Source organism: Nocardioides piscis (genome assembly GCF_011300215.1).
Lineage (GTDB): Bacteria > Actinomycetota > Actinomycetes > Propionibacteriales > Nocardioidaceae > Nocardioides > Nocardioides piscis.
The window spans coordinates 499,312-521,908 of sequence record NZ_CP049866.1 but is presented as its reverse complement, the minus strand read 5'-3'; the positions used below and the strand labels follow the sequence as shown (position 1 = coordinate 521,908).

The 22,597-nt window shown below is 71.0% G+C and carries 20 protein-coding genes and 1 pseudogene; 13 read left to right on the top strand and 8 right to left on the bottom strand.

Translation table 11 applies throughout. From position 1 onward, the window contains the following. Window positions 1-422: 422 nt before the first annotated feature. The gene (locus tag G7071_RS02680; protein WP_166314611.1) at window positions 423-1,628 is read right to left on the bottom strand and encodes a lytic transglycosylase domain-containing protein; all 1,206 of its coding nucleotides are present in this window, start codon (window positions 1,626-1,628) and stop codon (window positions 423-425) included. A 164-nt stretch (window positions 1,629-1,792) separates the two neighbouring features. Between G7071_RS02680 and hemL the strand changes: the two are divergent. The 7 genes and pseudogenes from hemL to G7071_RS02645 all read left to right on the top strand — a co-directional run bounded on the left by hemL (window position 1,793) and on the right by G7071_RS02645 (window position 7,855). Next, window positions 1,793-3,108, top strand: a pseudogene (hemL, locus tag G7071_RS02675) (glutamate-1-semialdehyde 2,1-aminomutase). Beyond that, a complete protein-coding gene (locus G7071_RS02670; RefSeq protein ID WP_166314608.1) occupies window positions 3,105-3,782 on the top strand; it encodes a histidine phosphatase family protein in 678 nt (225 codons plus the stop codon). Before hemL ends, G7071_RS02670 begins: the two are co-directional and overlap by 4 nt. Window positions 3,783-3,786: 4 nt before the next feature. Then, window positions 3,787-4,353 carry a TlpA disulfide reductase family protein gene (locus tag G7071_RS02665; protein WP_166314605.1) on the top strand — a complete coding sequence of 189 codons (567 nt, stop codon included), beginning with the start codon at window positions 3,787-3,789 and terminating at the stop codon, window positions 4,351-4,353. After that, a complete protein-coding gene (locus G7071_RS02660) occupies window positions 4,346-5,101 on the top strand; it encodes a cytochrome c biogenesis CcdA family protein (protein WP_166314602.1) in 756 nt (251 codons plus the stop codon). Before G7071_RS02665 ends, G7071_RS02660 begins: the two co-directional genes overlap by 8 nt. Then, window positions 5,098-6,669: a cytochrome c biogenesis protein ResB gene (gene resB, locus G7071_RS02655; protein ID WP_166314599.1), complete on the top strand. Its 1,572-nt coding sequence runs from the start codon at window positions 5,098-5,100 to the stop codon at window positions 6,667-6,669. Before G7071_RS02660 ends, resB begins: the two co-directional genes overlap by 4 nt. Then, the gene (gene ccsB, locus G7071_RS02650) at window positions 6,666-7,595 is read left to right on the top strand and encodes a c-type cytochrome biogenesis protein CcsB (RefSeq protein ID WP_166314596.1); all 930 of its coding nucleotides are present in this window, start codon (window positions 6,666-6,668) and stop codon (window positions 7,593-7,595) included. Before resB ends, ccsB begins: the two co-directional genes overlap by 4 nt. Further along, window positions 7,592-7,855 carry a DUF4229 domain-containing protein gene (locus tag G7071_RS02645; protein ID WP_166314593.1) on the top strand — a complete coding sequence of 88 codons (264 nt, stop codon included), beginning with the start codon at window positions 7,592-7,594 and terminating at the stop codon, window positions 7,853-7,855. Before ccsB ends, G7071_RS02645 begins: the two co-directional genes overlap by 4 nt. An 81-nt stretch (window positions 7,856-7,936) precedes the next feature. Here G7071_RS02645 and G7071_RS02640 read toward each other — a convergent pair whose 3' ends face one another. From G7071_RS02640 to G7071_RS02630, 3 genes are read right to left on the bottom strand one after another with little or no spacing between them, the layout of a single operon-like run. Then, entirely contained in the window at window positions 7,937-9,196 is a 1,260-nt protein-coding gene (locus tag G7071_RS02640) for a GNAT family N-acetyltransferase (protein WP_166314590.1), read from the bottom strand. Window positions 9,197-9,227: 31 nt separating this feature from the next. Next, window positions 9,228-10,109 carry a 1,4-dihydroxy-2-naphthoate polyprenyltransferase gene (locus G7071_RS02635; protein ID WP_166314587.1) on the bottom strand — a complete coding sequence of 294 codons (882 nt, stop codon included), beginning with the start codon at window positions 10,107-10,109 and terminating at the stop codon, window positions 9,228-9,230. After that, complete coding sequence (locus G7071_RS02630) at window positions 10,093-11,481, bottom strand: MFS transporter (protein WP_246210328.1); 1,389 nt, start codon at window positions 11,479-11,481, stop codon at window positions 10,093-10,095. Before G7071_RS02630 ends, G7071_RS02635 begins: the two co-directional genes overlap by 17 nt. Before the next feature lie 112 nt (window positions 11,482-11,593). On the opposite strand from G7071_RS02630, the gene G7071_RS02625 reads away from it, so the two are divergent. The 4 genes from G7071_RS02625 to menD are packed head-to-tail and all read left to right on the top strand — an operon-like array spanning window position 11,594 to window position 15,650. Then, entirely contained in the window at window positions 11,594-12,043 is a 450-nt protein-coding gene (locus tag G7071_RS02625; protein ID WP_166314584.1) for a hypothetical protein, read from the top strand. Between the two features lie 24 nt (window positions 12,044-12,067). Then, window positions 12,068-13,099 (top strand): AMP-binding protein, encoded by a 1,032-nt coding sequence (locus tag G7071_RS02620; protein ID WP_246210327.1) that lies wholly within the window; start codon window positions 12,068-12,070, stop codon window positions 13,097-13,099. A gap of 59 nt (window positions 13,100-13,158) precedes the next feature. Then, complete coding sequence (locus G7071_RS02615; protein ID WP_246210607.1) at window positions 13,159-14,031, top strand: o-succinylbenzoate synthase; 873 nt, start codon at window positions 13,159-13,161, stop codon at window positions 14,029-14,031. After that, window positions 14,028-15,650, top strand: coding sequence for a 2-succinyl-5-enolpyruvyl-6-hydroxy-3-cyclohexene-1-carboxylic-acid synthase (menD, locus tag G7071_RS02610; protein ID WP_166314578.1), 1,623 nt, complete (start codon window positions 14,028-14,030; stop codon window positions 15,648-15,650). The genes G7071_RS02615 and menD overlap by 4 nt, the downstream gene beginning before the upstream one ends. On the opposite strand, the gene G7071_RS02605 is transcribed toward menD, so the two are convergent. Both G7071_RS02605 and G7071_RS02600 read right to left on the bottom strand, forming a co-directional pair. Then, complete coding sequence (locus G7071_RS02605; protein WP_166314575.1) at window positions 15,625-17,262, bottom strand: hypothetical protein; 1,638 nt, start codon at window positions 17,260-17,262, stop codon at window positions 15,625-15,627. The genes menD and G7071_RS02605 overlap by 26 nt on opposite strands. A 153-nt stretch (window positions 17,263-17,415) precedes the next feature. Further along, window positions 17,416-18,627, bottom strand: coding sequence for a glycoside hydrolase family 16 protein (locus tag G7071_RS02600; protein ID WP_166314572.1), 1,212 nt, complete (start codon window positions 18,625-18,627; stop codon window positions 17,416-17,418). Window positions 18,628-18,768: 141 nt separating this feature from the next. On the opposite strand from G7071_RS02600, the gene G7071_RS18945 reads away from it, so the two are divergent. Beyond that, the gene (locus tag G7071_RS18945) at window positions 18,769-19,173 is read left to right on the top strand and encodes an MBL fold metallo-hydrolase (RefSeq protein WP_246210326.1); all 405 of its coding nucleotides are present in this window, start codon (window positions 18,769-18,771) and stop codon (window positions 19,171-19,173) included. A 233-nt stretch (window positions 19,174-19,406) separates the two neighbouring features. Here the strand turns inward: G7071_RS18945 and G7071_RS02590 are convergent, their stop codons facing one another. Together G7071_RS02590 and G7071_RS02585 are read right to left on the bottom strand one after the other, a co-directional pair. After that, window positions 19,407-20,675, bottom strand: coding sequence for an isochorismate synthase (locus G7071_RS02590; RefSeq protein ID WP_246210325.1), 1,269 nt, complete (start codon window positions 20,673-20,675; stop codon window positions 19,407-19,409). Between the two features lie 53 nt (window positions 20,676-20,728). Next, on the bottom strand, window positions 20,729-21,745 hold the full coding sequence (locus G7071_RS02585; protein ID WP_246210324.1) for a L,D-transpeptidase family protein: 1,017 nt from the start codon (window positions 21,743-21,745) through the stop codon (window positions 20,729-20,731). A gap of 83 nt (window positions 21,746-21,828) precedes the next feature. Here G7071_RS02585 and G7071_RS02580 point away from each other — a divergent pair, with 83 nt between their 5' ends. Continuing rightward, complete coding sequence (locus G7071_RS02580; RefSeq protein WP_166314566.1) at window positions 21,829-22,518, top strand: demethylmenaquinone methyltransferase; 690 nt, start codon at window positions 21,829-21,831, stop codon at window positions 22,516-22,518. Window positions 22,519-22,597: the final 79 nt, after the last annotated feature.

Genomic DNA, 22,597 nt, shown 5'->3' with positions numbered 1-22,597 from the left:
CGCAAACCGCGCAGCGAGTCGGCGCTGGTGACACGGCCAGTCGGCGCAAACCGCGCAGCGAGTCGGCGTCGGTTCCGCTCGGCTCAGTGAGCTCCATGCCGACTCGGCAGGTGTGGAGCGCCGACTCGGCAGGTGTGGAGCGCCGACTCGGCAGGTGTGGAGCGCCGACTCGGCAGGTGTGGAGCGCCGACTCGGCAGGTGTGGAGCGCCGACTCGGCAGGTGTGGAGCGCCGACTCGGCAGGTGTGGGGCGCCGACTCGGCAGGTGTGGGGCGCCGACTCGGCAGGTGTGGGGCGCCGACTCGGCAGGTGTGGGGCGCCGACTCGGCAGGTGTGGGGCGCCGACTCGGCAGGTGTGGGGCGCCGACTCGGCAGGTGTGGAGCGCCGACTCGGCAGGTGTGGGGCGCCGACTCGGCGCTCCGTCAGGGCGCGAGCAGCGCGTTCGCGCAGTCGGTGAGCTCGTTCGTCGCCGTCAGCAGGTCGTCGACCACACCTTGGGTGGTGCACTGCGCCAGGGCCTGGGTCAACGTCAGCGTCTCGTCCACCGGGCTCACACCCGTGGTCGGGAGCGGCGTCAGCGTCGTGGACGGAAGCTTGGTGGGCAGCTTGAGCGGCACCTTGGTCGGCGCCTGAGTGGCCGTCTGGGTGGGTGCAGGCGCAGGCGTCGAAGTGGCCGAGGCCGTGGTGGTCGGCTGGGTCGTCTTGGTCGTCGTCGAGCCGCCACCACCGCGGACGACCGCGGTGCCGCCGGAGCCGCTCTTGCCGCCCTTGGCGTTGGTGCGGGCGGTGCTGATGCGCGGGCCTGCGGGGTCGGGCGCGAAGACTCCCGCGGACGTCGTGCCGTTGGGGACGGAGGTGAAGTCACCCTGGAGGTAGGCCTCCATGATGGACAGCACGAGGTCGACGTAGTCGTTGGAGTGGTTGTAGCGGTAGACGCTGGCGCGCTGGCCCTTGTCGGACGACAGGTCGTCGTCACCGGAACAGAGGTAGACCGCCGTGGCGAGGGCCGCGTCGTCGATGTCCTGGGGGTTGCGCTTGCCGTCGTTGTCGCCGTCGACCCCGACCACGGACCACGTGGAGGGGATGAACTGCATGGGACCGACCGCGCGGTCGAACTTCACGTCCGAGTCGTGCTGGCCGGCGTCGGTGTCGGTGATGCGCTGGGTGTTGTTCTTGCCGTTGAGGGGGATGCCGTAGATGCCGGGCTGGGCGACCCCGTCGTCGTCGAGGGTGTTGCCCGCGAAGCGGCCGTGGTCGGACTCGACGCGACCGATCGCGGCGATCAGCTGCCAGGGGAGCTCACACGACTTGTCAGCGGAGTTGATGACGGCCTCGGCGCGCTGGTAGGCCGCGAGCGCCGCGGTGGGGATCCCGCTGGTCGAAGCGGTCGCGATGATCCGCCCGGTGTCACCGCTCGCGGCGGCAGGAGTGCTGCCGGGGGGCGCCGAGACGCTGGCGGGAGCCTCGATGGCCTGGGTGGGGACGGCGGTGCCGTCGGGCAGCAGCCCCTGCTCCTCGTCCGCTGCGGAGGACGCACCTGCGCTGGCCATGCTCACCGACCATGCGGCGGAGAGCAGAGCGAGCGGCACGATGGCCGTTGCCTTGTGCAGTCGAGTGAAAGCTGGCATTGCATATCTCCCTGGTGGACTCCGGCGCTGACTCCCTCAAAGCCCGCGTGGATGGTCAACGAGTGTTGTCACAGGGGGTTACGGCTGCAGGCCCAGTGTGAGGTCGGTCACCCACAGAATAGCCCCGATTCCGCGTCTCTTGGCCCCTGAGCCAGAATGAACCGGTGACCGGGCGTCCCACGACCACCTCCGCCGCGCTCTTCGAGCGGGGCCAGGTCGTGACCCCGGGCGGGGTCAACTCCCCGGTGCGCGCGTTCTCGGCGGTGGGCGGCACGCCTCGGTTCATCCGGAGCGCCCAGGGTGCTTGGTTGACCGACGTCGACGGCAACGAATACGTCGACCTGCTCTGCTCCTGGGGGCCGATGCTGCTAGGGCACGCACACCCCGAGGTCATGGCGGCGGTGACCGCCGCGGTCGCCCGCGGCACGTCCTACGGCACGCCCACCGAGCCCGAGGTCCTGCTGGCCGAGGAGATCGTCTCGCGCACCCCGGCCGAGCGCATCCGCTTCGTCTCCAGCGGGACCGAGGCGACCATGTCGGCGATCCGTCTCGCGCGTGGGTTCACCGGCCGCGACCTCGTCGTGAAGTTCTCCGGCTGCTACCACGGTCACGTCGACGCCCTCCTGGCCAGCGCAGGCTCCGGGTTGGCCACCCTGGCGGTCCCCGGCACGCCGGGTGTTCCCGCGAGCGCGGCCGGCGAGACGCTGGTCCTGCCCTACAACGACCGCGAGGCGGTGGTGCAGGCCTTCGCGGAGTATGGCGATCGCATCGCCTGTCTCATCACCGAGGCCGCCCCCGGCAACATGGGCGTCGTCCCCCGGCCGACGGTTTCAACGGCTTCCTCGCGCAGACCTGCTCCGACCACGGCGCGCTCTTCGTCAGTGACGAGGTGATGACCGGCTTCCGCGCCACCCGCCAGGGCGGGTGGGGGCTCGACGGCGCCGACGAGGGCTGGACACCTGACCTGATGACCTTCGGCAAGGTCATGGGTGGCGGCTTCCCGGCTGCCGCCTTCGGTGGCCGCGCCGAGATCATGAGCCACCTCGCGCCCGAAGGGGCCGTCTATCAAGCGGGCACGCTCTCGGGCAATCCGATCGCCACCACCGCCGGGCTGGCCACGCTCCGGCTCGCCACGCCCCAGGTCTATGCCGACCTGTCGACCGCGGCCGAGGCGATCAAGTCGGCGGCCGGTGACGCGCTCACGGCGGCGGGGGTCCCGCACGTCGTCCAGAGTGCCGGGACGATGTTCTCGGTGTTCTTCCGCGAGGGTGCCGTCACCGACTTCGCCGACGCCGCCGCGCAGGACACCGCTGCGTTCGCCGCGTTCTTCCACGCCATGCTCGACGCGGGCGTGCACCTGCCGCCCTCGGCCTTCGAGGCATGGTTCGTCTCGGCGGCGCACGACGAAAGAGCGGTCACGGCCGTCCTCGACGCCCTCCCGGGTGCAGCCCGCGCTGCCGCAGCGAAAGGAACCGCATGAGCGACCGGACCATCGTCCACCTCCTCCGCCACGGCGAGGTGCACAACCCCGAGGGCGTGCTCTATGGCCGCCGCGACGGGTTCCACCTCTCCGACCTCGGCAACCAGATGGCCCAGCGCATCGGGGAGATGCTGGGCGGGCGCGACATCGTCCACATCCGCTCGTCGCCGCTCGAGCGTGCCCAGGAGACCGCGGCACCCCTGGCCGCCGCACGGGGGCTCACCCCGGTGATCGACCCGCGGGTGATCGAGTCGAGCAACCGCTTCGAAGGGGTCAACTTCGCTGCCGGTGTCCTGACCTTCGCCAAGCGACCCAGCCTGCTGCGCCACCTCTACAACCCCTTCACCCCGTCGTGGGGCGAGCCCTACGAAGAGATCGTGTCCCGGATGATGGCGGCCGTCGAGGACGCCCGGGACGCCGCCCGCGGTCACGAGGCCGTGGTCGTCTCGCACCAGCTGCCGATCTGGACGACGCGGCTGTTCGCGGAGAAGCGCCGCTACCTCCACCACCCCAAGAACCGTCAGTGCACCCTGTGCTCGGTGACGTCCCTGCACTTCGAGGGCGACAAGCTGCGCCAGGTGGCCTATTCGGAGCCCGCCGGCGACCTGATCCCGGTGGGCGACCGCTCGGCGCCGTTCTCCGCGGGCGGAGCCAAGCCCGAAGATCGTCCCTGAGATCGTGAAGCTGCGAATCCTGGGCGTCGTCCTGTGCCTGTCGCTGGCCTCCGGGTGCTCGTCGTTCGAGGGGCCCGACGACCGGGGCTTCATCTCCCAGGACGGGGCGGTGACGCTGATCCCCGTCGAGGACCGGGAGCAGCCGGTCGACGCCAGCGGTGAGGACCTCGACGGCCGCAAGATCGCCCTCGCCGACCTCCGCGGCGGGGTGGTCGTGGTCAACGTCTGGGGCTCGTGGTGCGGGCCCTGCGAGACGGAGCAACCCGACCTCAACGAGGCGGCCGAGGAGACCTCGGAGATCGCCGACTTCCTGGGCATCAACATCCGCGACGCCTCGACCGACAACGCTCGCACGTTCGTCCGCTCCTTCGAGGTGCCCTATCCCTCGATCTACGACCCGGAGAGCAAGGCGCTGCTCGCCTTCTCCGAGGTCGTGCCCGTGCGTGCGCCCCCCACCACGTTCGTGCTCGACGCGGAGGGGCGGATCGCCGCGGCCGTCTTCGGCGCGCTGCCGTCGGTGGGGACGCTCGTCGACATCATCGAGGACGTCGAGAGCGAAGCCAGTGGGTGACCTCTTCAGGGAGACTGCAGCATCGGGTTCGCTCCTGCTCGCGCTGCCGTTCGCCCTCCTGGCGGGTCTGGTCTCCTTCTTCTCACCCTGCGTGATCCCGATGCTGCCCGGCTATCTCTCCTACGCCACCGGCATCTCGGGCGCGGACCTGGCCGAAGGTCGCCACGGGCGCGGCCGGATGCTCGCGGGCTCGGTGCTGTTCGTCCTCGGCTTCGCGGTCGTGTTCGTCGCGCTCGGTGCGATCACCGGCGAGTTCGGCGTCTGGTTGGCCGCACACGTCCAACAGCTCAACGTCGTGCTCGGTGTCTTCGTGATCCTGATGGGGCTGGCATTCATCGGTCTCGTGCCGCAGCTCCAGCGGGAGGTGCGGTTCCACAAGGTGCCCGCGGTCGGGCTGGTGGCCGCCCCGTTCCTCGGTTTCCTGTTCGGGCTCGGTTGGACCCCCTGCGTCGGTCCCACCCTCGGCGTCATCTTCAGCCTCTCCGCGCAGGAGGCGACCGCCGCGCGCGGCGCGCTCCTGTCGGCCGTCTATGCGCTCGGGCTCGGGCTGCCCTTCATCTTCGCGGCGCTGGCCTACCGGCGCGCCCTGGCGGCCTTCGCGGTCGTCCGCCGCCACCAGCAGTGGGTCACCCGGATCGGCGGGCTGATGCTGGTCCTCGTGGGCGTGCTGCTCGTGAGCGGCGCGTGGGACTGGATCGTCCAGTGGCTCCAGGTCAGGCTGATCAGCGACTTCGAGGTCGCCGTATGACCGAGACCGGAGGCCGTGACCGCCAGGCCACCCCGATGCCGGCCGACATGACCTCCCGCGAGCTGGCGCGCTGGGTATGGCGCCAGGTCACCTCCATGCGCACGGCACTCATGCTCCTGCTCCTCCTGGCGCTCGCGTCGATCCCGGGCTCGGTGGTGCCCCAGGAGGACGTCGACTCCATCGGCGTCTCCCGCTGGCAGGAGGAGCACCCGAAGCTGACGCCGATCTATGACGCGCTCGGACTGTTCTCGGTCTATGACTCCCCGTGGTTCTCGGCGATCTATCTCCTGCTGATGGTCTCGCTCGTCGGCTGCATCGTGCCCCGCACGGCTGTCTACTGGCGGGCGCTGCGGGCCGAGCCACCCAGGGCACCGAGCAACCTGTCGAGGCTGCCCGAGCACTCGGCGTACGCGACACCGGATGCTCCCGACGACGTGCTGCAGCGGGCCGCCAGCGAGCTGAAGCGGCGCCGCTACCGCGTGGTCACGGTCGACGGTGCCGTGTCGGCGGAGAAGGGCTATCTCCGCGAGGTGGGCAACCTCGTCTTCCACATCTCGGTGCTGGTCGTGCTGGCCGGCTTCGCCGTGGGCGGGCTGTTCGGCTTCAAGGGCGGCGTGATCGTGGTCGAGGGGAAGGGCTTCTCCAACGACCTGACGCAATACGACGACTTCGTCCCGGGCAGCCTGTTCGACGCCGACGACCTCGAGCCGTTCTCCTTCACGATCAAGGACTTCGAGGTCGACTGGCTGACCGAGGGGCCGCGCGCCGGCATGGCGCGCAAGTTCGTCAGCGAGCTGGAATACCAGGAGACACCCGACTCCCCGGTGAAGGACTACGACCTCAGGGTCAACCACCCGCTGGACGTCGGCGACACCGAGGTCTTCCTGATCGGGCACGGCTACGCCCCACAGATCACCATCAGGGACGGCAACGGCGACGTGGCCCGCAGCGGCCCGGCGATCTTCCTGCCGCTCGACCAGACGTTCCAGTCCTTCGGCGTCGCGCGCGCCCCCTTCGGCAACCCCGACGAGATCGCGCTGGAAGGCGAGTTCTTCCCGACGTTCGCGCTCGGGGACGGGATGCCGCGATCGACGTACGGCGATCTCGCCAACCCCGTCCTCTCGCTGTTCGTGTACACCGGCGACCTGGGCACGGGCGGGTCGGTCTACGTCCTCGACAAGGCGGACGCGACGCAGCTGATGAAGGACGACGAGCAGCCGCTGCGCCTCGACCTGCGTCCGGGTGACACCGTCGAGCTGCCCGACGGGCTCGGGTCGGTCACCTTCGAGGAGGAGATCCCGCGCTGGAACAAGGTCCAGATCAGCCACACCCCCGGCAAGCTGGTGGCTCTCACCGGTGTCGTGCTGGCCCTGCTGGGGCTGCTCGGCTCGCTGTTCATCCGGCCCCGCCGCGTGTGGGTGCGCGCCCGGCGTGACGAGGCGACGGATTCGACGATCGTCGATCTCGGCGCGCTCGACCGCAGCAACGGCGGCGACCCCGAGCGCGGCGAGCTCGAGCTCGCGGGGATCATGGCGTCGCTGCAACACACAAGAGAGGACAAGGCGTGACCAACGCATCGTGGGAGGCCCTGAGCAACCAGGCTGTGGCGGCCAGTGGGGTCGTCTACTTCCTGGCCCTGCTGGCCCACCTCGTCCAGTGGGCGGCGCTGCGCAAGCTCGCGGCAGACGAGAACCCCACCACGGGACGCACGGCCATGGCCGGCCGCCTCGGGGTCCTGCTCACCGTCGTGGCGGTCGCGGTGCACCTCGTCGCCCTCGTCGGCCGTGGCATGGCTGCCGACCCCAACAGGGTGCCCTGGGGCAACATGTACGAGTTCACGCTGTCGGGGACCTTCTTCGTCGGGCTGCTCTACCTGCTGTTCCTGCGCCGCTACAAGCTCGAGTGGATGGGCCCGCTGGTCGTGGCCTTCATCTTGTCGATGGTGATGATGGCGGTGGTCTGGCTCTATGACCCCGTCGCTCCGCTGACGGAGGCGCTCTATTCGCCTTGGCTGGTCATCCACGTCGTCTCCGCGGTGATCGCCACAGCCGCGTTCACCCTGGCCGGGATCTGCTCGGTGCTCTATCTCCTCAAGGAGCGCTCGTCCAAGGAGCGCGGCTATCTCGCGCGTGTCCCCGACCTCGTCTCGCTCGACCGCCTGTCCTACCGCATGCACGCGTTCGGCTTCCCGGTGTGGACGTTCGCGGTGCTCATCAGCGGCCCGATCTGGGCACACGAGGCGTGGGCGTCCTACTGGAACTGGGACCCCAAGGAGGTGTGGGCGTTCATCACCTGGGTCGTCTATGCGGCCTATCTCCACGCCCGCGCGACCGCCGGCTGGAAGGGACGCAACGCTGCGATCGTCGCGCTCGTGGGCCTGGCGACGCTGTGGTTCAACTTCATCGGGATCAACTTCTTCAGCAGCCAGAGCCAGCACTCCTACGCCGCTCCGGCCTCGATCACCGAACCATCCGTTCGAGAGGTGCAGTCATGAAGGAATTCGCCATCTACACGGGGCTGCGCATCCTGCTCTTCGTCGCCAGCCTGATCACCGTGGCGCTCGTCTGGTCACTGTTCACCGAGGGCGAGGTCCCGGCCATCTGGCCGGTCGTGATCGCCTTCGTCGTCTCCGGGATCTTGTCCTACTTCCTCCTCAACCGGCAGCGCGACGCGTTCGCCCGTCGGGTCGAGGAGCGCGCCGCCCGGGCCTCGGCGGCCCTGGAGGAGCGGAAGGCACGCGAGGACCAGGACTGACCCGCCTCGCCGATATCCATGGGAGGTAGGGGGGTTTGGGGACGGCAATGACCCCCGTTTCTCCCATGGATATCCCGACGCTCAGAAGCTCGTCAGGCCGTATGGCGCTGCGCCGCCGTCCATCAGCGCCGCGAGCCGGGCGACGGCGCCGCTCGACCCGGTGACCCTGCCGGCGCGGGCGAGCGTGCCGACGGCGACTCCGCCGAGATAGAGCGAGCCGAGCGTCTCGGCGCTCATCGACACGTCGGGCTCGCCGGTCGTCGACGTGATCACGGCCCGCCCGTCGCGGGCGTCGATCCGAAACGCCCCACCGGCGTGGCCGAGCGGGTCGTCGACGCCCAGCACGATCGAGTCGTCGGCGAACCACGGGCGGGCAGCCAGCGCGCGCGGCACGTCGAGCACCCGGATCCAGATGTGGCTGTAGACGTCCTTGACCGAGACCAGGTCGGCGTTGGTGAGGCTCCAGTCGAGGACGTCGTCGAGCCGGCTGGCCCGGTCGACGACGCGCTGCGTGAGGTCGATGCCGGCCAGGAACTGCCACAGGCCGAGGTGGGCCTCGTCGCCCAGGGCGAGCAGGGAGGCCCGGAGGGGCGTGGGCTTGCCCGGCTCGTAGTCCTCGACCTGCCACTGGACATAGCCGTCGGGCTCGCCGGCGGGGGAGAGGTGGACGGCGCCCCGCAGCTTGGTCGCCGGGCTGCCGGTGGCGGGGTCGACCTCGCCGGTCATGAACGCACGATAGGCGGAGTGTCGGGCGACCGAGCCCCGGGTCGTGGCGTGGAAGCGCTCGAACAGGTCGCTGACGACGGGCCACATGTCGGCCGGTTCCAGCATCTCGACGCGGCCCTTGTCGGCATACGTCCGCCACGCGAAGCGTGGGGTCGTCTCGACCTCGATGTGGCGGCGGAAGGTCGCGGCGCCGAAGCCGAACCGGCCATAGATGGAGGCTTCGGAGACGGTCAGCGCGGCCACCGGGGCCGTGGACTGGGCGAGGTCGTCGACCATCAGGCGCCTGAGCAGGCCCTGGCGACGGTGCGCGGGGCTGACCGTGACGTCGGTGATCATGTGCAGGTCGACGAGCTCGAGCCCGGCGTTGAGGGTCTTGTCGAAGCTGGTGAACGTGGCGACCGGGTTGGGTCCGGCGCCGAACTCGCCCGCCGGCAGCCAGGCCCCCGAGACCCGCTGGTCGTCGGCGCGCATCGTGTCGAGCCAGATCTTGAGCGGGAGCTCGCCGGGCGTGCCCTCGTGGAAGCCGTGGGAGACGGTCTTCACCCACGCGGTCAGCGCGGCGACGTTGTCCTCGGACTCGTCGTGCGGGTCGAGGATCGCGAAGTCGTAGTCCACACGGTCCACGCTAGTCAGCGCGACAACCCGTTTATCCGATCCCCGCGACGAACAGGGGTGTGGCGACGAGAACCGCCCAGAGCAGCTCGCCCACCCCGGTCTGCTGGAGCACAGGCACCAGGGCGGGTCCGGTCGCCCCACCGAGGACGGTGCGCAGCGGTGCCACCATCGGGAGCAGGAACACCAGCCCGAGCAGTGCCCACCACGTGGACCCGGCAGCGACCGCCACGCCCGCCACGGCGGCGGCGGCGACCAGGAAGGCATAGAGGTAGCGGGTGCGCTCGTCACCCAGCGCGACGGCGAGAGTGCGCTTGCCGGCCACCGTGTCGGTCGGGATGTCGCGCAGGTTGTTGACGACCAGGATCGCGCAGGCCAGCGCCCCGATGCCGACGGCTCCGGCGAGGGCGAGCCACTCGAAGGTCTCGGTCTGGACGTAGGTCGTGCCGATGACGGCGACGAGCCCGAAGAACACGAAAACCATCACCTCGCCGAGACCGAGGTAGCCGTAGGGGTTGGAACCGCCGGTGTAGAACCACGCGGCAAGGACGCACACGAGGCCGACGCCGGCCAGCCACCACGCGGTCGTGGCGGCCAGCACCAGACCGGCGGCGCCGGCAACCCCGAAGGCGACGAACGCGGCCGTCCTGACCGCCCTGGGCGACGCCGCGCCCGACCCGACGAGTCGCATCGGGCCGACCCGGTCGGCGTCCGTGCCGCGGATCCCGTCGGAGTAGTCGTTGGCGTAGTTGACTCCCGTCTGGAGCGCGAGGCTGACCACGAGGGCGAGCGCCGCCTTCCACCACACCGGCTCATCGACATACGCAGCGACCGCGGTGCCGGTCAGGACGGGAGCGACGGCCGCGGGCAGGGTGCGCGGGCGGGCTCCGGCGAGCCAGTCAGAGGGGGTTGCCACCGGTGGATTGTGTCAGGGGACCGACGCCGCCCGGCTCGGCGGGCTGGGTGACGCTCGGCGGGCCGACCGGAGCCAAGGACCCGGGGTCCTCGGCGGGGTCGGAGGCGGAGGCCTCGGCGAGCACCTCGGGCGGGACGTGGCGCTCGAGGAACCTGCGCGCCACACCCGTCGAGGGGTGCAGCCCGGCGGCGGCCAGGGTGACGATGCCGGCGATGACCAGCCAGCCGGTGCTGCCCCAGGTCATCACCAGGAACGTGTAGAGCGCCGGCGCCCACACCTTGCCGAGCGTGGCGCTGAGCTCCGCTGCGCCCTGGTATTCGCCGCGGCGCCGGGGGTCGCTCAGCTCGGCCTCGAAGGTCCAGCCGGCGGCCGCGAGATAGAGCTCGGCACCCGTCAGCGTCACGTGCCCGAGGAAGAACAGGACCACCGTCAGCAGGCCCACGGAGTGGTGGGTCGAGAGCGTGATCACACAGCAGACGATGAAGAACGTCGTCGAGACCCGGACGGCGCGCAGGGCGGTCGCGTTGTCCTTGATCCCGCGGGCGGCGGCGAGCGGCAGGAAGATGCACATCACGGTGTTGGTGGCGAACAGCAGCGAGAGCACCACCCACGGCGCGTCGGTCCTCTCCACCAGCCACAGCGGGATGACGAGGTGGAGCAGCACCTGGTTGGTCCACATGACGCCGTGGAAGAACGAGGTCACCAGCCAGCCGACGTTCTTCATGGGGCCAGGACCGGGGACCTTGACCCTTCGCTCGTCCATGGTCATCGAGTCGTGGGGAGCGTCGGGCAACCGGGTGACGGCGACGGCGTTGACGGCGAAGCTGATCGCGGTGAAGAAGGGGATCAACAACAGCACCGTGGTGGACTCGGGGGCGAGCGCGATCACGCTCACCAGCGCCCCGAGCGAGAACCCGACGTTGAGTGCGGAATACATGTAGGCCCGCGACGTCACCCGCTCGCGCGGAGGGAGCACGTCGATCGTGTAGGCCCCGTGCGCCGCGCCGCCGAGGCTGCCGAACACCTCCATGGTGACCGCCATCGCGACAAAGCCCCAGAAGTCGTCGATGAACGGCCACACGGTGAACGTCGCCGCCTGACCGGCCGAGCTGATCGCCCAGCACCGCTTGGGACCGATCCGGTCGACGAGCCTGCCCATCGGATAGGCGCTGATGAAGGCCGCGACCAGAGCCAGTGTCAGGCCCAGTCCGATCTGCGCCCCGTTCAGGCCGACGACCTTGGTGAAGAAGACGGCCGAGCCGGTCAGGAACGCACCCTCGCCGACGGCGAAGAGCAGTGACACGGCGGCCAGCTTGCCGGCCAGGGGGGTGGGCGGCTTGGCATAGGCGACGAAGCGCTTCATCAGTGGCATCGCCTGTCATTGTGCAGCTCGACCTCCCGGGCTGTCGCGCGGTTTTCGGCCGCTGCCGGGACGCCCGTGCGGAGGTGGTGAGGGGCGCGCGTCGTCTGTGATGCTCGAGCCCATGAGTGACCGACCTTCTCCCGAGCACCGCCGGCCCGAGGGCGTCAGCGACGCCACGATCGAGGCCCTCGGCAAGCTCTCCGCCGCGATGGACCACGTCGAGGACGCGCGCGGCCACCTCTACGCCTTCCACCGGCTGATGGGTAGCGCGGAGTCGACGATGGAGGAGGCGACCGAGCTGGTGCGCGCCGCCGGGCACGACGACATCGCCGACGCGCTCGACGGTGGGGTCCTGGGCCGCAACCCGCTGCCGGGCATGTGGTCGTTCCAGATGGTCGAGGCCTATGACGACGGCTTCTATGCCGAGGCCAAGGGCATCCAGCAGCGTGCGCTCGACGAGCTGGTCGGCGGGCGGCGACACATCTTCGAGGCCGAGATGAAGGAGCTGCGGCGCACCCCCGGGCGCGAGGGCCACGAGGCGGTCCCGGACGACGCCGACGGCGAGTTCTGACCACCGGCCGATAGCGTTCGGCGGGTGAGCCTGCTGAGTCCCGCCGCCGACCCACGGGTGGCGATCGCCCAGCTGGGCGCGTGGCTCGGCCAGGACGAGCCGGCCGACCCCCTGCTCATCACCACCTCGGGATCGACCGGGGCTCCCAAGCGGGTCGTGCTCTCCCGGGCCGCAGTCGTCGCCTCGGTCGAGGCGAGCGCGGAGCGGCTCGGGGCCCAGGGCCGGTGGCTGCTGGCGTTGCCGTCGTCATACGTCGCAGGCGTGCAGGTGGTCGTGCGGTCGCTGGTCGCAGGTCATCAGCCCGTGGTGGTCGCAGACCTCGACCTCGAGGCTGCGGTGTCCTCCGCGCCGACGAGCACGCTCTTCACCTCGCTGGTGCCCACACAGCTCCACCGCCTGCTGGCCGACGACCGCCAGGTGGCGGCCCTGCGTGCACTGCACACGATCCTGCTCGGGGGCGGCCCGATCGACCCGGACCTGCGGGCGCGGGCCGAGGAGCAGGGTCTGCGGATCGTCGCGACCTACGGCGCCAGCGAGACAGCAGGTGGGTGCGTCTATGACGGTCGGCCGCTCGACGGAGTGTCGGTGGACGTCGGCGCCGACGGCCGGATCCGGATCGGCGGTCCCACGATCTTCTCCGGCTATGCCGACGACCCCGCGCTGACGGCCAGGACGCTCGTCGACGGCTCCTACGTCACCTCCGACATCGGTCGGATCGACGAGCAGGGCCGGCTCCACGTCCTGGGCCGCGCCGACGACGTGGTGGTCAGCGGCGGGGTCAAGATCCCGTTGCCGGCGGTCGCCGCCAGGCTGCGGCAGCACCCGGCGCTCGAGCAGGTCGAGGTCCTTGGCGTCGAGGATGCCGAGTGGGGGAGCCGCGTGGTGGCGTTCGTGGTCGGTGAGGTCGCCCTGGACGAGGTCCGGGACTGGGTCGGGTCCGAGCACCCCCGCACGTGGGCGCCACAGCAGGTCGTGGCCCTCGATCTGCTTCCCCTGCTCGCCAACGGCAAGGTCGACCGGGAGGCGCTGCGGGGCCTGCTGGGAGCCCGGCCGTGACCCACGTCTTCTCGATCCCGCTGCGCACGCGGTTCCGCGGGCTCACGCACCGCGAGGGCATGTTGATCCGTGGTGACGCCGGCTGGGGCGAGTGGTCGCCGTTCCTGGAATATGCCGACGCCGAGGCCAGGCCCTGGCTCGACTGCGCCCTCGAGGCCGCCGCGGGCGACTGGCCAGACCCGGTGCGCGACAGCGTCCCGGTCAACGTGACGGTCCCGGCCTGCAGCCCCGAGCGGGCCCACGCCATCGTCCTGGCCGGCGGTTGCACGACCGCCAAGGTCAAGGTCGCCGAAGCCGGTCAGGCTCTCGCCGAGGACGAGGCGCGGCTCGAGGCTGTGCGCGACGCGCTCGGACCCGGTGGGCTCATCCGGATCGACGCCAACGGCGGCTGGGACCTCGAAGGAGCGGTCGCCGCGATCCGGCTGCTCGCGCTCGCTGCAGGCGGGCTCGAATATGTCGAGCAGCCGTGCGCGAGCGTGGAGGACCTCGCCGCCGTACGCCGCAGGGTCGACGCGCCGATCGCCGCCGACGAGTCGATCCGGCGGGCCGCGGACCCCTATCGCGTGCGCGACCTGGAGGCCGCCGACATCGCCGTCCTCAAGGTCCAGCCGCTGGGTGGGGTTCGGGCCTGCCTGCGGATCGCGGAGGACATCGGCATGCCTGTGGTGGTCTCGAGTGCCGTCGAGACGAGCATCGGCATCGCGGCAGGCGTGGCCCTGGCGGCAGCGCTGCCCAGCCTCGAGCACGCCTGCGGCCTGGCCACCGTCCAGCTCCTGGCCGACGACGTCGCGGTCGAACCGCTGCTGCCGGTGGCTGGCATGCTGCCCGTGCGCAGGCCGGCGGTGGACGAGAGTGCGTGGGAGCGGCTCTGCGCCGACCCGTACCGGGTGGCGCACTGGCAACAGCGACTGGCAGGAGTGAGGCAGGCATGAACGATGCGACGAGCCTGGCGCGCGAGGTGGTCTCGTCGCTCGCCGGCGCCGGCGTCACCGAGGTCGTCCTCGCCCCCGGCTCACGCAACGCGCCGCTGGCCTTTGCGTTGTATGACGCGGCGCAGTCGGGCCTGGTCCGACTGCACACCCGCATCGACGAGCGCACGGCCGGCTTCCTCGCCCTCGGCCTGGCCAAGGTGTCGCGGCGCCCGGCGGCCGTGGTCTGCACGTCGGGGACGGCGGTGGCCAACCTCCACCCGGCCGTGATGGAGGCGGCCCATGCCGACCTGGGGCTCGTCGTCGTGACGGCCGACCGGCCGATCCGGCTTCGCGGGACCGGGGCCAGCCAGACCACCGACCAGCTCGGCGTCTTCGAGCCGCACGTGGCGACCCTCGACCTGGCGACAGTCGTGGACGAGGTCGGTGCCGACCTCCGAGCGTGGTTGGCCGGTGGCGGGCCGAGGCACCTCAACATCTGCTTCGACGACCCTCTGGTGCCCGCGGACCGGTGGCAGGCGGTGGCGGCCACCGCGCCGCCGGCCAGCACGGAGCGACCGGCCCCCGCGCCGCACGTCGTGTCGACGGGTCCGCGCACCGTGGTGGTGGCAGGCGACGACGCCGGTCCCCGTGCACGGGTCCTCGCCGAGGCAGCCGGGTGGCCGTTGCTGGCCGAACCGACCAGCGGATCGCGGACCGGTGACCACGCGATCCGCAGCTATCGACTGCTGCTCGAGGGCGATCTGGGCGCCCGGGTCGAGCGGGTGGTGGTCCTGGGCCACCCGACGCTGTCCCGGCCGGTGGGGCGGCTCCTGGCTCGCGGGGACGTCGAGGTGGTGAGCGTGCGCCCGGCCGGCTTCTGGGCCGATCGACCCTTCCCCGTCGACGTGGAGGTCAGTGCCCACGACGGCGTCCACGTGCAGGGTCTCGACGACCGCGCCTGGTTGGACGAGTGGCGCGACCACGACCGGGAGGTCTGCCGGCGCCTGGATGCCCTGCTCGCGGCCGAGCCCGACCTCACGCCCCACGAGGTAGCGGGCGCAGTGAGCCGGGCGGTGCCACCCGGTGGCCTGCTGTGGGTGGGTGCCTCCAGCCCGATCCGCGACCTCGACCTGATGGCCGCCCGCTACCGCGTGGGGATGCGCCGCCTGGTCATCGCCAACCGGGGCCTGGCGGGGATCGACGGCACCGTCTCGAGCGCGATCGGTGCTTCCCTGGGACGACCGCAGAGCAGCCGCGCCCTGGCCCTGATGGGCGACGTGACGTTCGTGCACGACCTGACCGGCCTCGTCCTCGGCCCCCGCGAGGCCCGACCGGACCTCACGATCGTGGTCGTCAACGACGACGGCGGGGCGATCTTCGCCTCGCTCGAGCAGGGCGCCGAGGACTATGCCGACCGCTACGACACCCTCTTCGGCACCCCGCACGGGGTCGACCTGGCCAGCCTGTGCGCGGCCACTCGCACCCCACACCTGCGCGTCGACAGCCTGCCGGCGCTCGAGCAGGCGCTCGCCTCGCCCAACGGTGGGATCGAGGTGATCGAGGTCGGCTGCCGCCGCGACAACCGGCGTGACCTCGACGCCCGCATCCGGGCCCTCAGCGACCGACCGGGACCTCGCTGAAGCTCGACCCCAGGAGCTGGGGGGGCCCCTGCTCGGGCAGGTGGACGACCCCGACCGCGAGGTTGCGCAGGGCAAGCACCCCACCGCGGCTGGCTCGATACTTCGCGTATGGCGGCGCCCAGCCCACCCTCAGGTCCGGCCGCCCGACGAGCCGGGTGGTCACGTCGAGGACGACCAGGGCCAGCGCGCCGTCTGCGATCGAGACGACTCTGCTCACGTTGGTTCGTCCCGCCGGCTCGACCGTGACCGAGGCGCTGCGGAACATGGCCCTCGCGCCGAGGTCGGCGATGTTCTCGCGCCACTTCCGCGAGCCGCTGTCGAGGTCGAGCCGGTCGTCGCGCTCACCCGAGGTGAGGTAGTCGCGCCACGCCACGGTCGCGGCCGCGGCTGCGTCGCTGTCGCCCGCCTGCCGCGGACGTCCTGCGGCCGGCAGCACCCCGTCGGGCAGCTCGGTCAGCGCGGAGCCGCCCGCCCGCAGCCAAGGAGACATGACCGACTCGCGGGTGAACAGGTCGATGCGGGTCTGGCCGGACGCCCTCGAAGCCACGAGCGACCACATGGGGTAGGCCTCGAAGCGAGGGGAGTAGGCCGTGAGTCCCCGGTGGTTCGGAACGGCCTGGCGGCCCAGTCCGGTCAGTCGGGCGACGCGGGTGCCGAAGCGGTCGCTCTCCAGCGCCGGTCCCTGGTCGGCGAGCCGCCACCTGCCCTCGCGATAGTGAGGCGGGCTCGCGGCCTTGACGGCGCGAGCCAGCCGCGCACGGTAGGACGCGAACAGCTCCGGCACCTCGGTGTCGGCGAGCGCCACCTTCGAGGTCGCCAGGGCGCCTGCTGCGCGCTGCGCCGGCAGCAGGTCCGCCGGTGTGCAGCCCGAGAGCGTGAGGGCGAGGACGGTGACCACGATCCCGGAGCGGGTCAGCTTGCGCGAGCCCCCGACCGGGCGCTGGTGGTTGGGCACGAAGGCGGCGATCCGCTCGGCGGCCGACGGCAGCCCGGAGGTGTGCGACCCGGTGTGCGAGCCACGACGGCGACGGGGACGTGTCGGACGGGAACGGAGGAGGACCTCGACGGCGACGAGCAGGAGCAGGACGCCGACGGCGAGGCCGCCGAGCGCCGTGCGGAACAGGCCCGGCCGGGTCACCGCGAACGAGACGGTCGTCGGTCCCTCGCCTGCGAGGGGGGCGATCACCCACTGGGCCGCTGCGGCATCCCGGACGAGGGTGAGCTCGGCCGTCTCCGGTCCGCTCAGCGAGTGGGTCCAGAAGTCGGCCGACGCCGGGTCGACGGGCGGGCCCGACCCCAGCTCCTCGGAGCGGACGCCGGTGCTGGTGACGCTGTCCAGGCGCAGGCGGGAGGAGTCGCCCACGAAGTCCGCCACGTCGACCGGGTGGGCGGTGGCGACGAAGACGCCCTCGGGTGCCGAGGCGCGCAACGTGATCGAGACGCCCTCGTACGCCAGGAGCTCCGGAGCGGTCAGGACGGGCCGGCCGTCCCCACCGATCCGGGCGGGCTCGGTGACGATGGTGTCGTCAGAGCCGACGAGTCCGGCCACGACTGCTGCACCCAGCATGACCAGGAGCCCGAGGACGGCCAGGGCAGCGGCGCCCCATCGCACCAGCCTCGTCAGCCTCCCACGTCCCCGCACCCCGGGATTATCCATCCCTCTGCCGGGGGCGACACATCGCCAGCCGCGGGAAATGAGCGACGCGCCGCCCCGCCGAAGCGGGACGGCGCGTCGCCGTACGAATGACTGGTCAGCCGAGGCTGATCAGGCCTGCCAGACGCGGACCCAGTCCACTGCCATGGTCTGCGGCAGCTTGGAGTCACCGCCCTGCGAGATCTCGTAGTCCGAGGCCAGCAGGCTCAGGATCGGGAACTGCTGCTGGCCGGAGACGCCGACCTTGGTGCGCCAGGTCTCCTGGCCGTCGATGCGGAAGATGTAGGCGCTGGGCGTCCACTCCACCGAGAACACGTGGTAGTTCTTCGACCAGCCGTCCCTGCGGTTCTTCAGGAACGACTTCGAGTCCTTGATCCACGAGCCGGTCTTGACGGCCGCGCCCGAGGAGTTCTGGGAATAGATGAACGACGTCAGGCCGCCCTCGGGGTGCTTGTCACCGAAGTACTCGATGATGTCGATCTCGGCGCCGGTGTCCTTCGGGTTGTTCGAGGACTTGTTGGTGACGCCGGTCGGCTGCATCCAGAAGCCGCCGTGCTGGCCGCGGCTCTTGTGCATCTTGATGCGAGCGGCCGCGAAGCCGTACTTGAAGGAGAAGCTGCCCTCGGTGCCGATGTGGCCGAGGAGACGGTAGGCGTAGCTGCCGGTCGACTTGCCGTCCTTCTTGGCCACGCACTTCTCGTTGAGACGCGCGGGGTCCTTGATGACGCTGAGCTTGACGGTTCCGCCACCGACCGAGACGGCCTTGGCGTCGCCGCGCGAGCACTCACGCAGGCTGGTGGGCTCGTAGCCGGTGCTGCGGTGGATCCAGGCGGGGTTCAACGTCGAGGAGGAGAACTCGTCGGTCCAGGTGGCATCGAGCCACTTCGACGTGCTGACGGGCTTGCTCTTGACGGGCGCGGCGCCCTTGAACTTCCCCGCGGTGACGCGGTACTTGAGCGGCTTGCCGCCCTTGGAGATCGGGGCGCCGAACTCGGCCAGACCCTTCTTGGTCAGCTTGGTCTTGCCGGCGGTCTTCCACGTCTTGCCCTTCTGCACCTGCAGGACGACCGGGCGACCCGCCTTGGCGGGCTTGATCTTGGCGACCAGCGCGGCCTTGGCAGAGCTGGCGCTGGCAGGCTTCTTGCCCTGCTGCACGATCTGCGGCAGCGCCGAGAGCTTGGCCTTGCTCTTGGCCTTCCGGGCGAGCTGCTGGTTGCTGGTCGGGCTCTGGGCCGCGTCGGCGGACGTGGTGACCGAGACCATCAACAGCGACGTGGGCATGAGCAGCGCGGCGAGGCTTCCGGCCAGTGCGCGATGAGACATGAATTCTCTCTTCGTCTTGGGTGCAGGGCTGACCCAGGCATCCGCCCGGGCCGTTCAAACACCATAACGGCCGTGGACGAAGGGGATCGCCACTATGACAAACCAGCAGGCGGTTTGGTTGTCGCGACCTAGGTTTGTCCCATGAGGCTCATCAAGCACGGACACGCCTGCGTCCGGATCGAGCACGCCGGTGCCGTCGTCGTCCTCGACCCCGGGGCGTTCACCGAGGCCGACGCGGTCGACGGGGCGACGGCCGTGCTGATCACCCACGAGCACGCCGACCACTACGACGTCGACCACCTCCGCGCGACCCGGTGCCCGATCCACACCATCGAGGCCGTCGCCGCACACATCCGGCGCGACGCCCCGGACCTGGTCGAGCGGGTGCAGGTCGTGGTCCCCGGTCAGGTGTTCGACGTCGGTGTCGCGGTCGAGGTCGTGGGCGAGAAGCACGCGGTGATCCACCCCGACCTGCCCCACTTCGACAACAGTGGATTCCTGCTGACCGTCGACGGCCGCCGCATCTATCACCCGGGGACGCGCTGACGCTGCCGCCGGCCGACGTCGACATACTGCTGGCGCCCGTGAGTGCGCCGTGGCTCAAGGTGAGTGAGGCGGTGGACTTCGTCCGGGCCGTCGGAGCCCGCGCAACCTGGGCATCCACGACAAGATCTACACCGAGGTGGCGCTGGGCATCGTCGACACCCACATGGGTCGGCTGCTTCCGGCCGAGCAGGAGTTCTTCCGGCGCGCGGACGGCGACGAGCTCCAGGTCTAGGTCAGTCGCTCAGCGCGTCGCGGACCGGCACGAGCTTGGCCTGCGACTCGGCCAGCTCCGACTCCGGGTCGGAGTCTGCGACGATCCCGCAGCCGGCGAACAGGCGGACCGTGCTGCCCTCGATCTCCGCGGAGCGCAGCGCGATGCCCCACTCGCCGTCACCCGCAGCGTCGATCCAGCCCACCGGGCCGGCGTAGCGGCCGCGGTCCATGCCCTCGATGGCGGCGATCAGCTCGACGGCCCGCGCCGTCGGCGTCCCACCGACTGCCGCGGACGGATGCAGGGCCTCGGCCAGCTGCAGCGACGAGACGGTCGCGGCATCGTGGACGACGCCCGCGACGTCGGTGGCGAGGTGCATCACGTTGGGCAGGTGGAGCACGAACGGCACCTCGGGCACGTTCATCGACGAGCAGTGTGGTTCAAGAGCGTCGGCGACCGAGCGGACGGCGTATTCGTGCTCCTCGAGGTCCTTCGACGACCTGGCGAGCGTGCCTGCGAGCGCGGCGTCGCGTTCTTCGTCGCCCGTACGGCGGATCGTGCCTGCCAGCACCCGCGAGGTCACCAGACCGCGTTCGCGTCGCACGAGCATCTCGGGCGTGGCGCCGAACAGCCCGTCGACGTTGAAGGTCCAGCACATCGAGTAGTCGCGGGCGAGCTGGCGCAGCGGCCAGCGCACGTCCACCGGCTCGGTGGCAGTGGCGATCAGGCTGCGTGCGAGGACCACCTTCTCGAGCTCGCCGGCGTTGATCCGAGCGACGGCGTCGGCCACCACCGACATCCAGTGCTCGCCGCTGAGGGAACCGTCGGCGAACGTGACGCCGACGGGCGCCGCGGGTGCTGGCGCAGGGGTCAGGTCGGGCAGGTCCGCCCCCACTGTCGTCACCCAGGCGCGGTCGCCCCGGCGGCCGACGACGACCTGGGGCACGACGAGGACCGAGGAGCCCGGTTCGTCGGCGAAGCCGAACGAGCCGAAGGCGACGAGGCCGGTCCCCGGCTCGTTGACGGCGTCGTGGACCTCGGCGCGGGCGCTGACCTCCGACCACCACTTGTCAGCGTCCCGGAACCGCGCAGTGCCGGAGGTGCGCAGCACTGCGGCGACCCCCCAGCCGACCAGGCCCTCGTCACGCCGCAGCCACGTGACAGGCGCCTGGCCGGTCAACGGATCGGGCAGCAGGTCGAGCATCGAGGACCCCGCGAGGTCGACCCCTGTCGTCCGCACCACGAGGGGACCTGGTGCGGTCGTCGCGGGGATGTCAGCCGGGCTCGTCACGTCCGGGAGCCTACGCCCGCGGTCCCGACGCTCCCCAACGGAGGCCATGCCCGTCAGGAGCGGTAGACGATCACCTTGTCCCCCAGCCGCACCCGGTCGAAGAGTCGCCGGATGCCGGCGTAGTCGCGCACGTTGACGCAGCCGTGGGACGCGCCGTTGTAGCCGGTGGCAGCGAAGTCGGGGGAGTAGTGGACGGCCTGGCCGCCGGAGAAGAACATCGCGAAGGGCATCGGGGTGTTGTAGAGGCTCGAGACGTGGTCGCGGGACTTGCGGAAGACGGTGAAGGCACCCTCGCGGGTCGGCAGCTCGTCGGAGCCGAAGCGGACGTCGAAGTCGCTCAGCACCCGGCCGTCCACCACCCACCGCAGCGAGCGCGAGGTCTTGTCCACGCACATCGCCCGCCCGGTGAGGCAGCGCCGGTCGAGCGACGGACCGGCAGGCTCGATGTTGAACAGCTCGACCTTGGTGGGCCGACGCGTCATGGCCGCCAGTCGATCGAGCGTCCGGCGATCTGCCTCGCCGGTGACGGGGATCCGTCGCCGCGCCTGGAAGCCGGACACCGCCTTGACCGTCCGGGCGTCGAACACCGCGGTGACGTTGCCCGAATACCACTTCAGCTGCTTGAGCCGGGCCTGCAGGCGCCTGACCGCGAGTCCGCGATCGCCCGCCCGGAGGATGGCGGGGCCGGGCTCATAGACGTTGTGCAGGGCTTCGTGGGTGGGCGCGGTCGTGGCCTTCACGAGCCGACGCCAGGTCGATCGGTCGACCACGCCGGTGACGTCCAGCTTGCGTCGGGCCTGGAAGGTGCGCACTCCGGAGCGGGTCTCGGCGTCGAAGCGGCTGGTGACGATCTCCGAGTGCAGGCCGAGCTGGTGCAGCCGGCTCTGGAGGACGCGAACCTTCCACCCGGTGTCGCCGAGGCGCAGGGGCGTGGATGACGCCTGCTTGACGGCTGCTGGGGCGGCGCCAGCGGCGGCAGACGCAGGGCTCGTCGCCGAGAGCTGGCCTCCGGCCATCGGCAGGGCCAGGAGCAGGGCGATGAACAGTGAGACGGGACGAGGCGAGCGCATGCGTACTCCGGGGTTGATGAGGTTGACAATCCTAAGGACGCCCACCGGCATCGCGAAGTTGTCACGGCACTACGCTCACTCAGGTGGCCCGCGCCGAACTCGACAAGCAGCCGACCGACGTCCGACGGATGTTCGACGCCGTGGCCAAGCGCTACGACGTCACCAACGACGTGCTCTCCCTCGGCCAGGACCGGCGGTGGCGACGTGACGTGATCGAGGCAGTCGCCCCGGCGTACGGCGATCGCGTGCTCGACCTCGCGGCCGGCACCGGCACGTCGAGCAAGCCGTTCGCCGACCGCGGCGCGATGGTCGTCCCGTGCGACTTCTCCATCGGGATGCTCACGGTCGGCAAGCGTGCCCGGCCCGAGCTGCCGTTCACGGCCGGCGACGGGACCAGGCTGCCCTTCGCCGACGACACCTTCGACGCGGTGACCATCTCCTTCGGCCTGCGCAACATCGTCGACCCCCTCCAGGGGCTGCGAGAGATGCGACGGGTCACGCGCCCGGGCGGCCGCCTGGTGGTGTGCGAGTTCAGCCACCCGACCTGGCGGCCCTTCCGCACCGTCTACATGGAATACCTGATGAAGGCGCTGCCGGCGATCTCGCGCACGGTCTCCTCCTCGCCGGATGCCTATGTCTATCTCGCCGAGTCGATCCGAGCCTGGCCCGATCAGGAGGGTCTCGCAGCCTTGGTCGCCGAGGCCGGCTGGAGCGCACCGCAGTGGCGCAACCTCTCGGGTGGAGTCGTGGCGCTGCACCGGGCGACGGCCTGACAGGGGTCCTCGGATGTCCACCACCCCCGGACGTGACGCACACCATGGCGCGCCATAGACTGTGCGCTGCGCCACTCGT

Excerpts from the sequence above, each read along its gene's own strand:
- G7071_RS02625 (WP_166314584.1), top strand. The coding sequence starts at position 11,594 with ATGAGTGACCGACCTTCTCCCGAGCACCGCCGGCCCGAGGGCGTCAGC.
- G7071_RS02600 (WP_166314572.1), bottom strand. The coding sequence starts at position 18,627 with ATGTCTCATCGCGCACTGGCCGGAAGCCTCGCCGCGCTGCTCATGCCC.
- menD (WP_166314578.1), top strand. The coding sequence starts at position 14,028 with ATGAACGATGCGACGAGCCTGGCGCGCGAGGTGGTCTCGTCGCTCGCC.
- G7071_RS02670 (WP_166314608.1), top strand. The coding sequence starts at position 3,105 with ATGAGCGACCGGACCATCGTCCACCTCCTCCGCCACGGCGAGGTGCAC.
- G7071_RS02630 (WP_246210328.1), bottom strand. The coding sequence starts at position 11,481 with ATGCCACTGATGAAGCGCTTCGTCGCCTATGCCAAGCCGCCCACCCCC.
- resB (WP_166314599.1), top strand. The coding sequence starts at position 5,098 with ATGACCGAGACCGGAGGCCGTGACCGCCAGGCCACCCCGATGCCGGCC.
- G7071_RS18945 (WP_246210326.1), top strand. The coding sequence starts at position 18,769 with ATGAGGCTCATCAAGCACGGACACGCCTGCGTCCGGATCGAGCACGCC.
- G7071_RS02585 (WP_246210324.1), bottom strand. The coding sequence starts at position 21,745 with ATGCGCTCGCCTCGTCCCGTCTCACTGTTCATCGCCCTGCTCCTGGCC.
- G7071_RS02680 (WP_166314611.1), bottom strand. The coding sequence starts at position 1,628 with ATGCCAGCTTTCACTCGACTGCACAAGGCAACGGCCATCGTGCCGCTC.
- G7071_RS02615 (WP_246210607.1), top strand. The coding sequence starts at position 13,159 with ATGTTGATCCGTGGTGACGCCGGCTGGGGCGAGTGGTCGCCGTTCCTG.
- G7071_RS02645 (WP_166314593.1), top strand. The coding sequence starts at position 7,592 with ATGAAGGAATTCGCCATCTACACGGGGCTGCGCATCCTGCTCTTCGTC.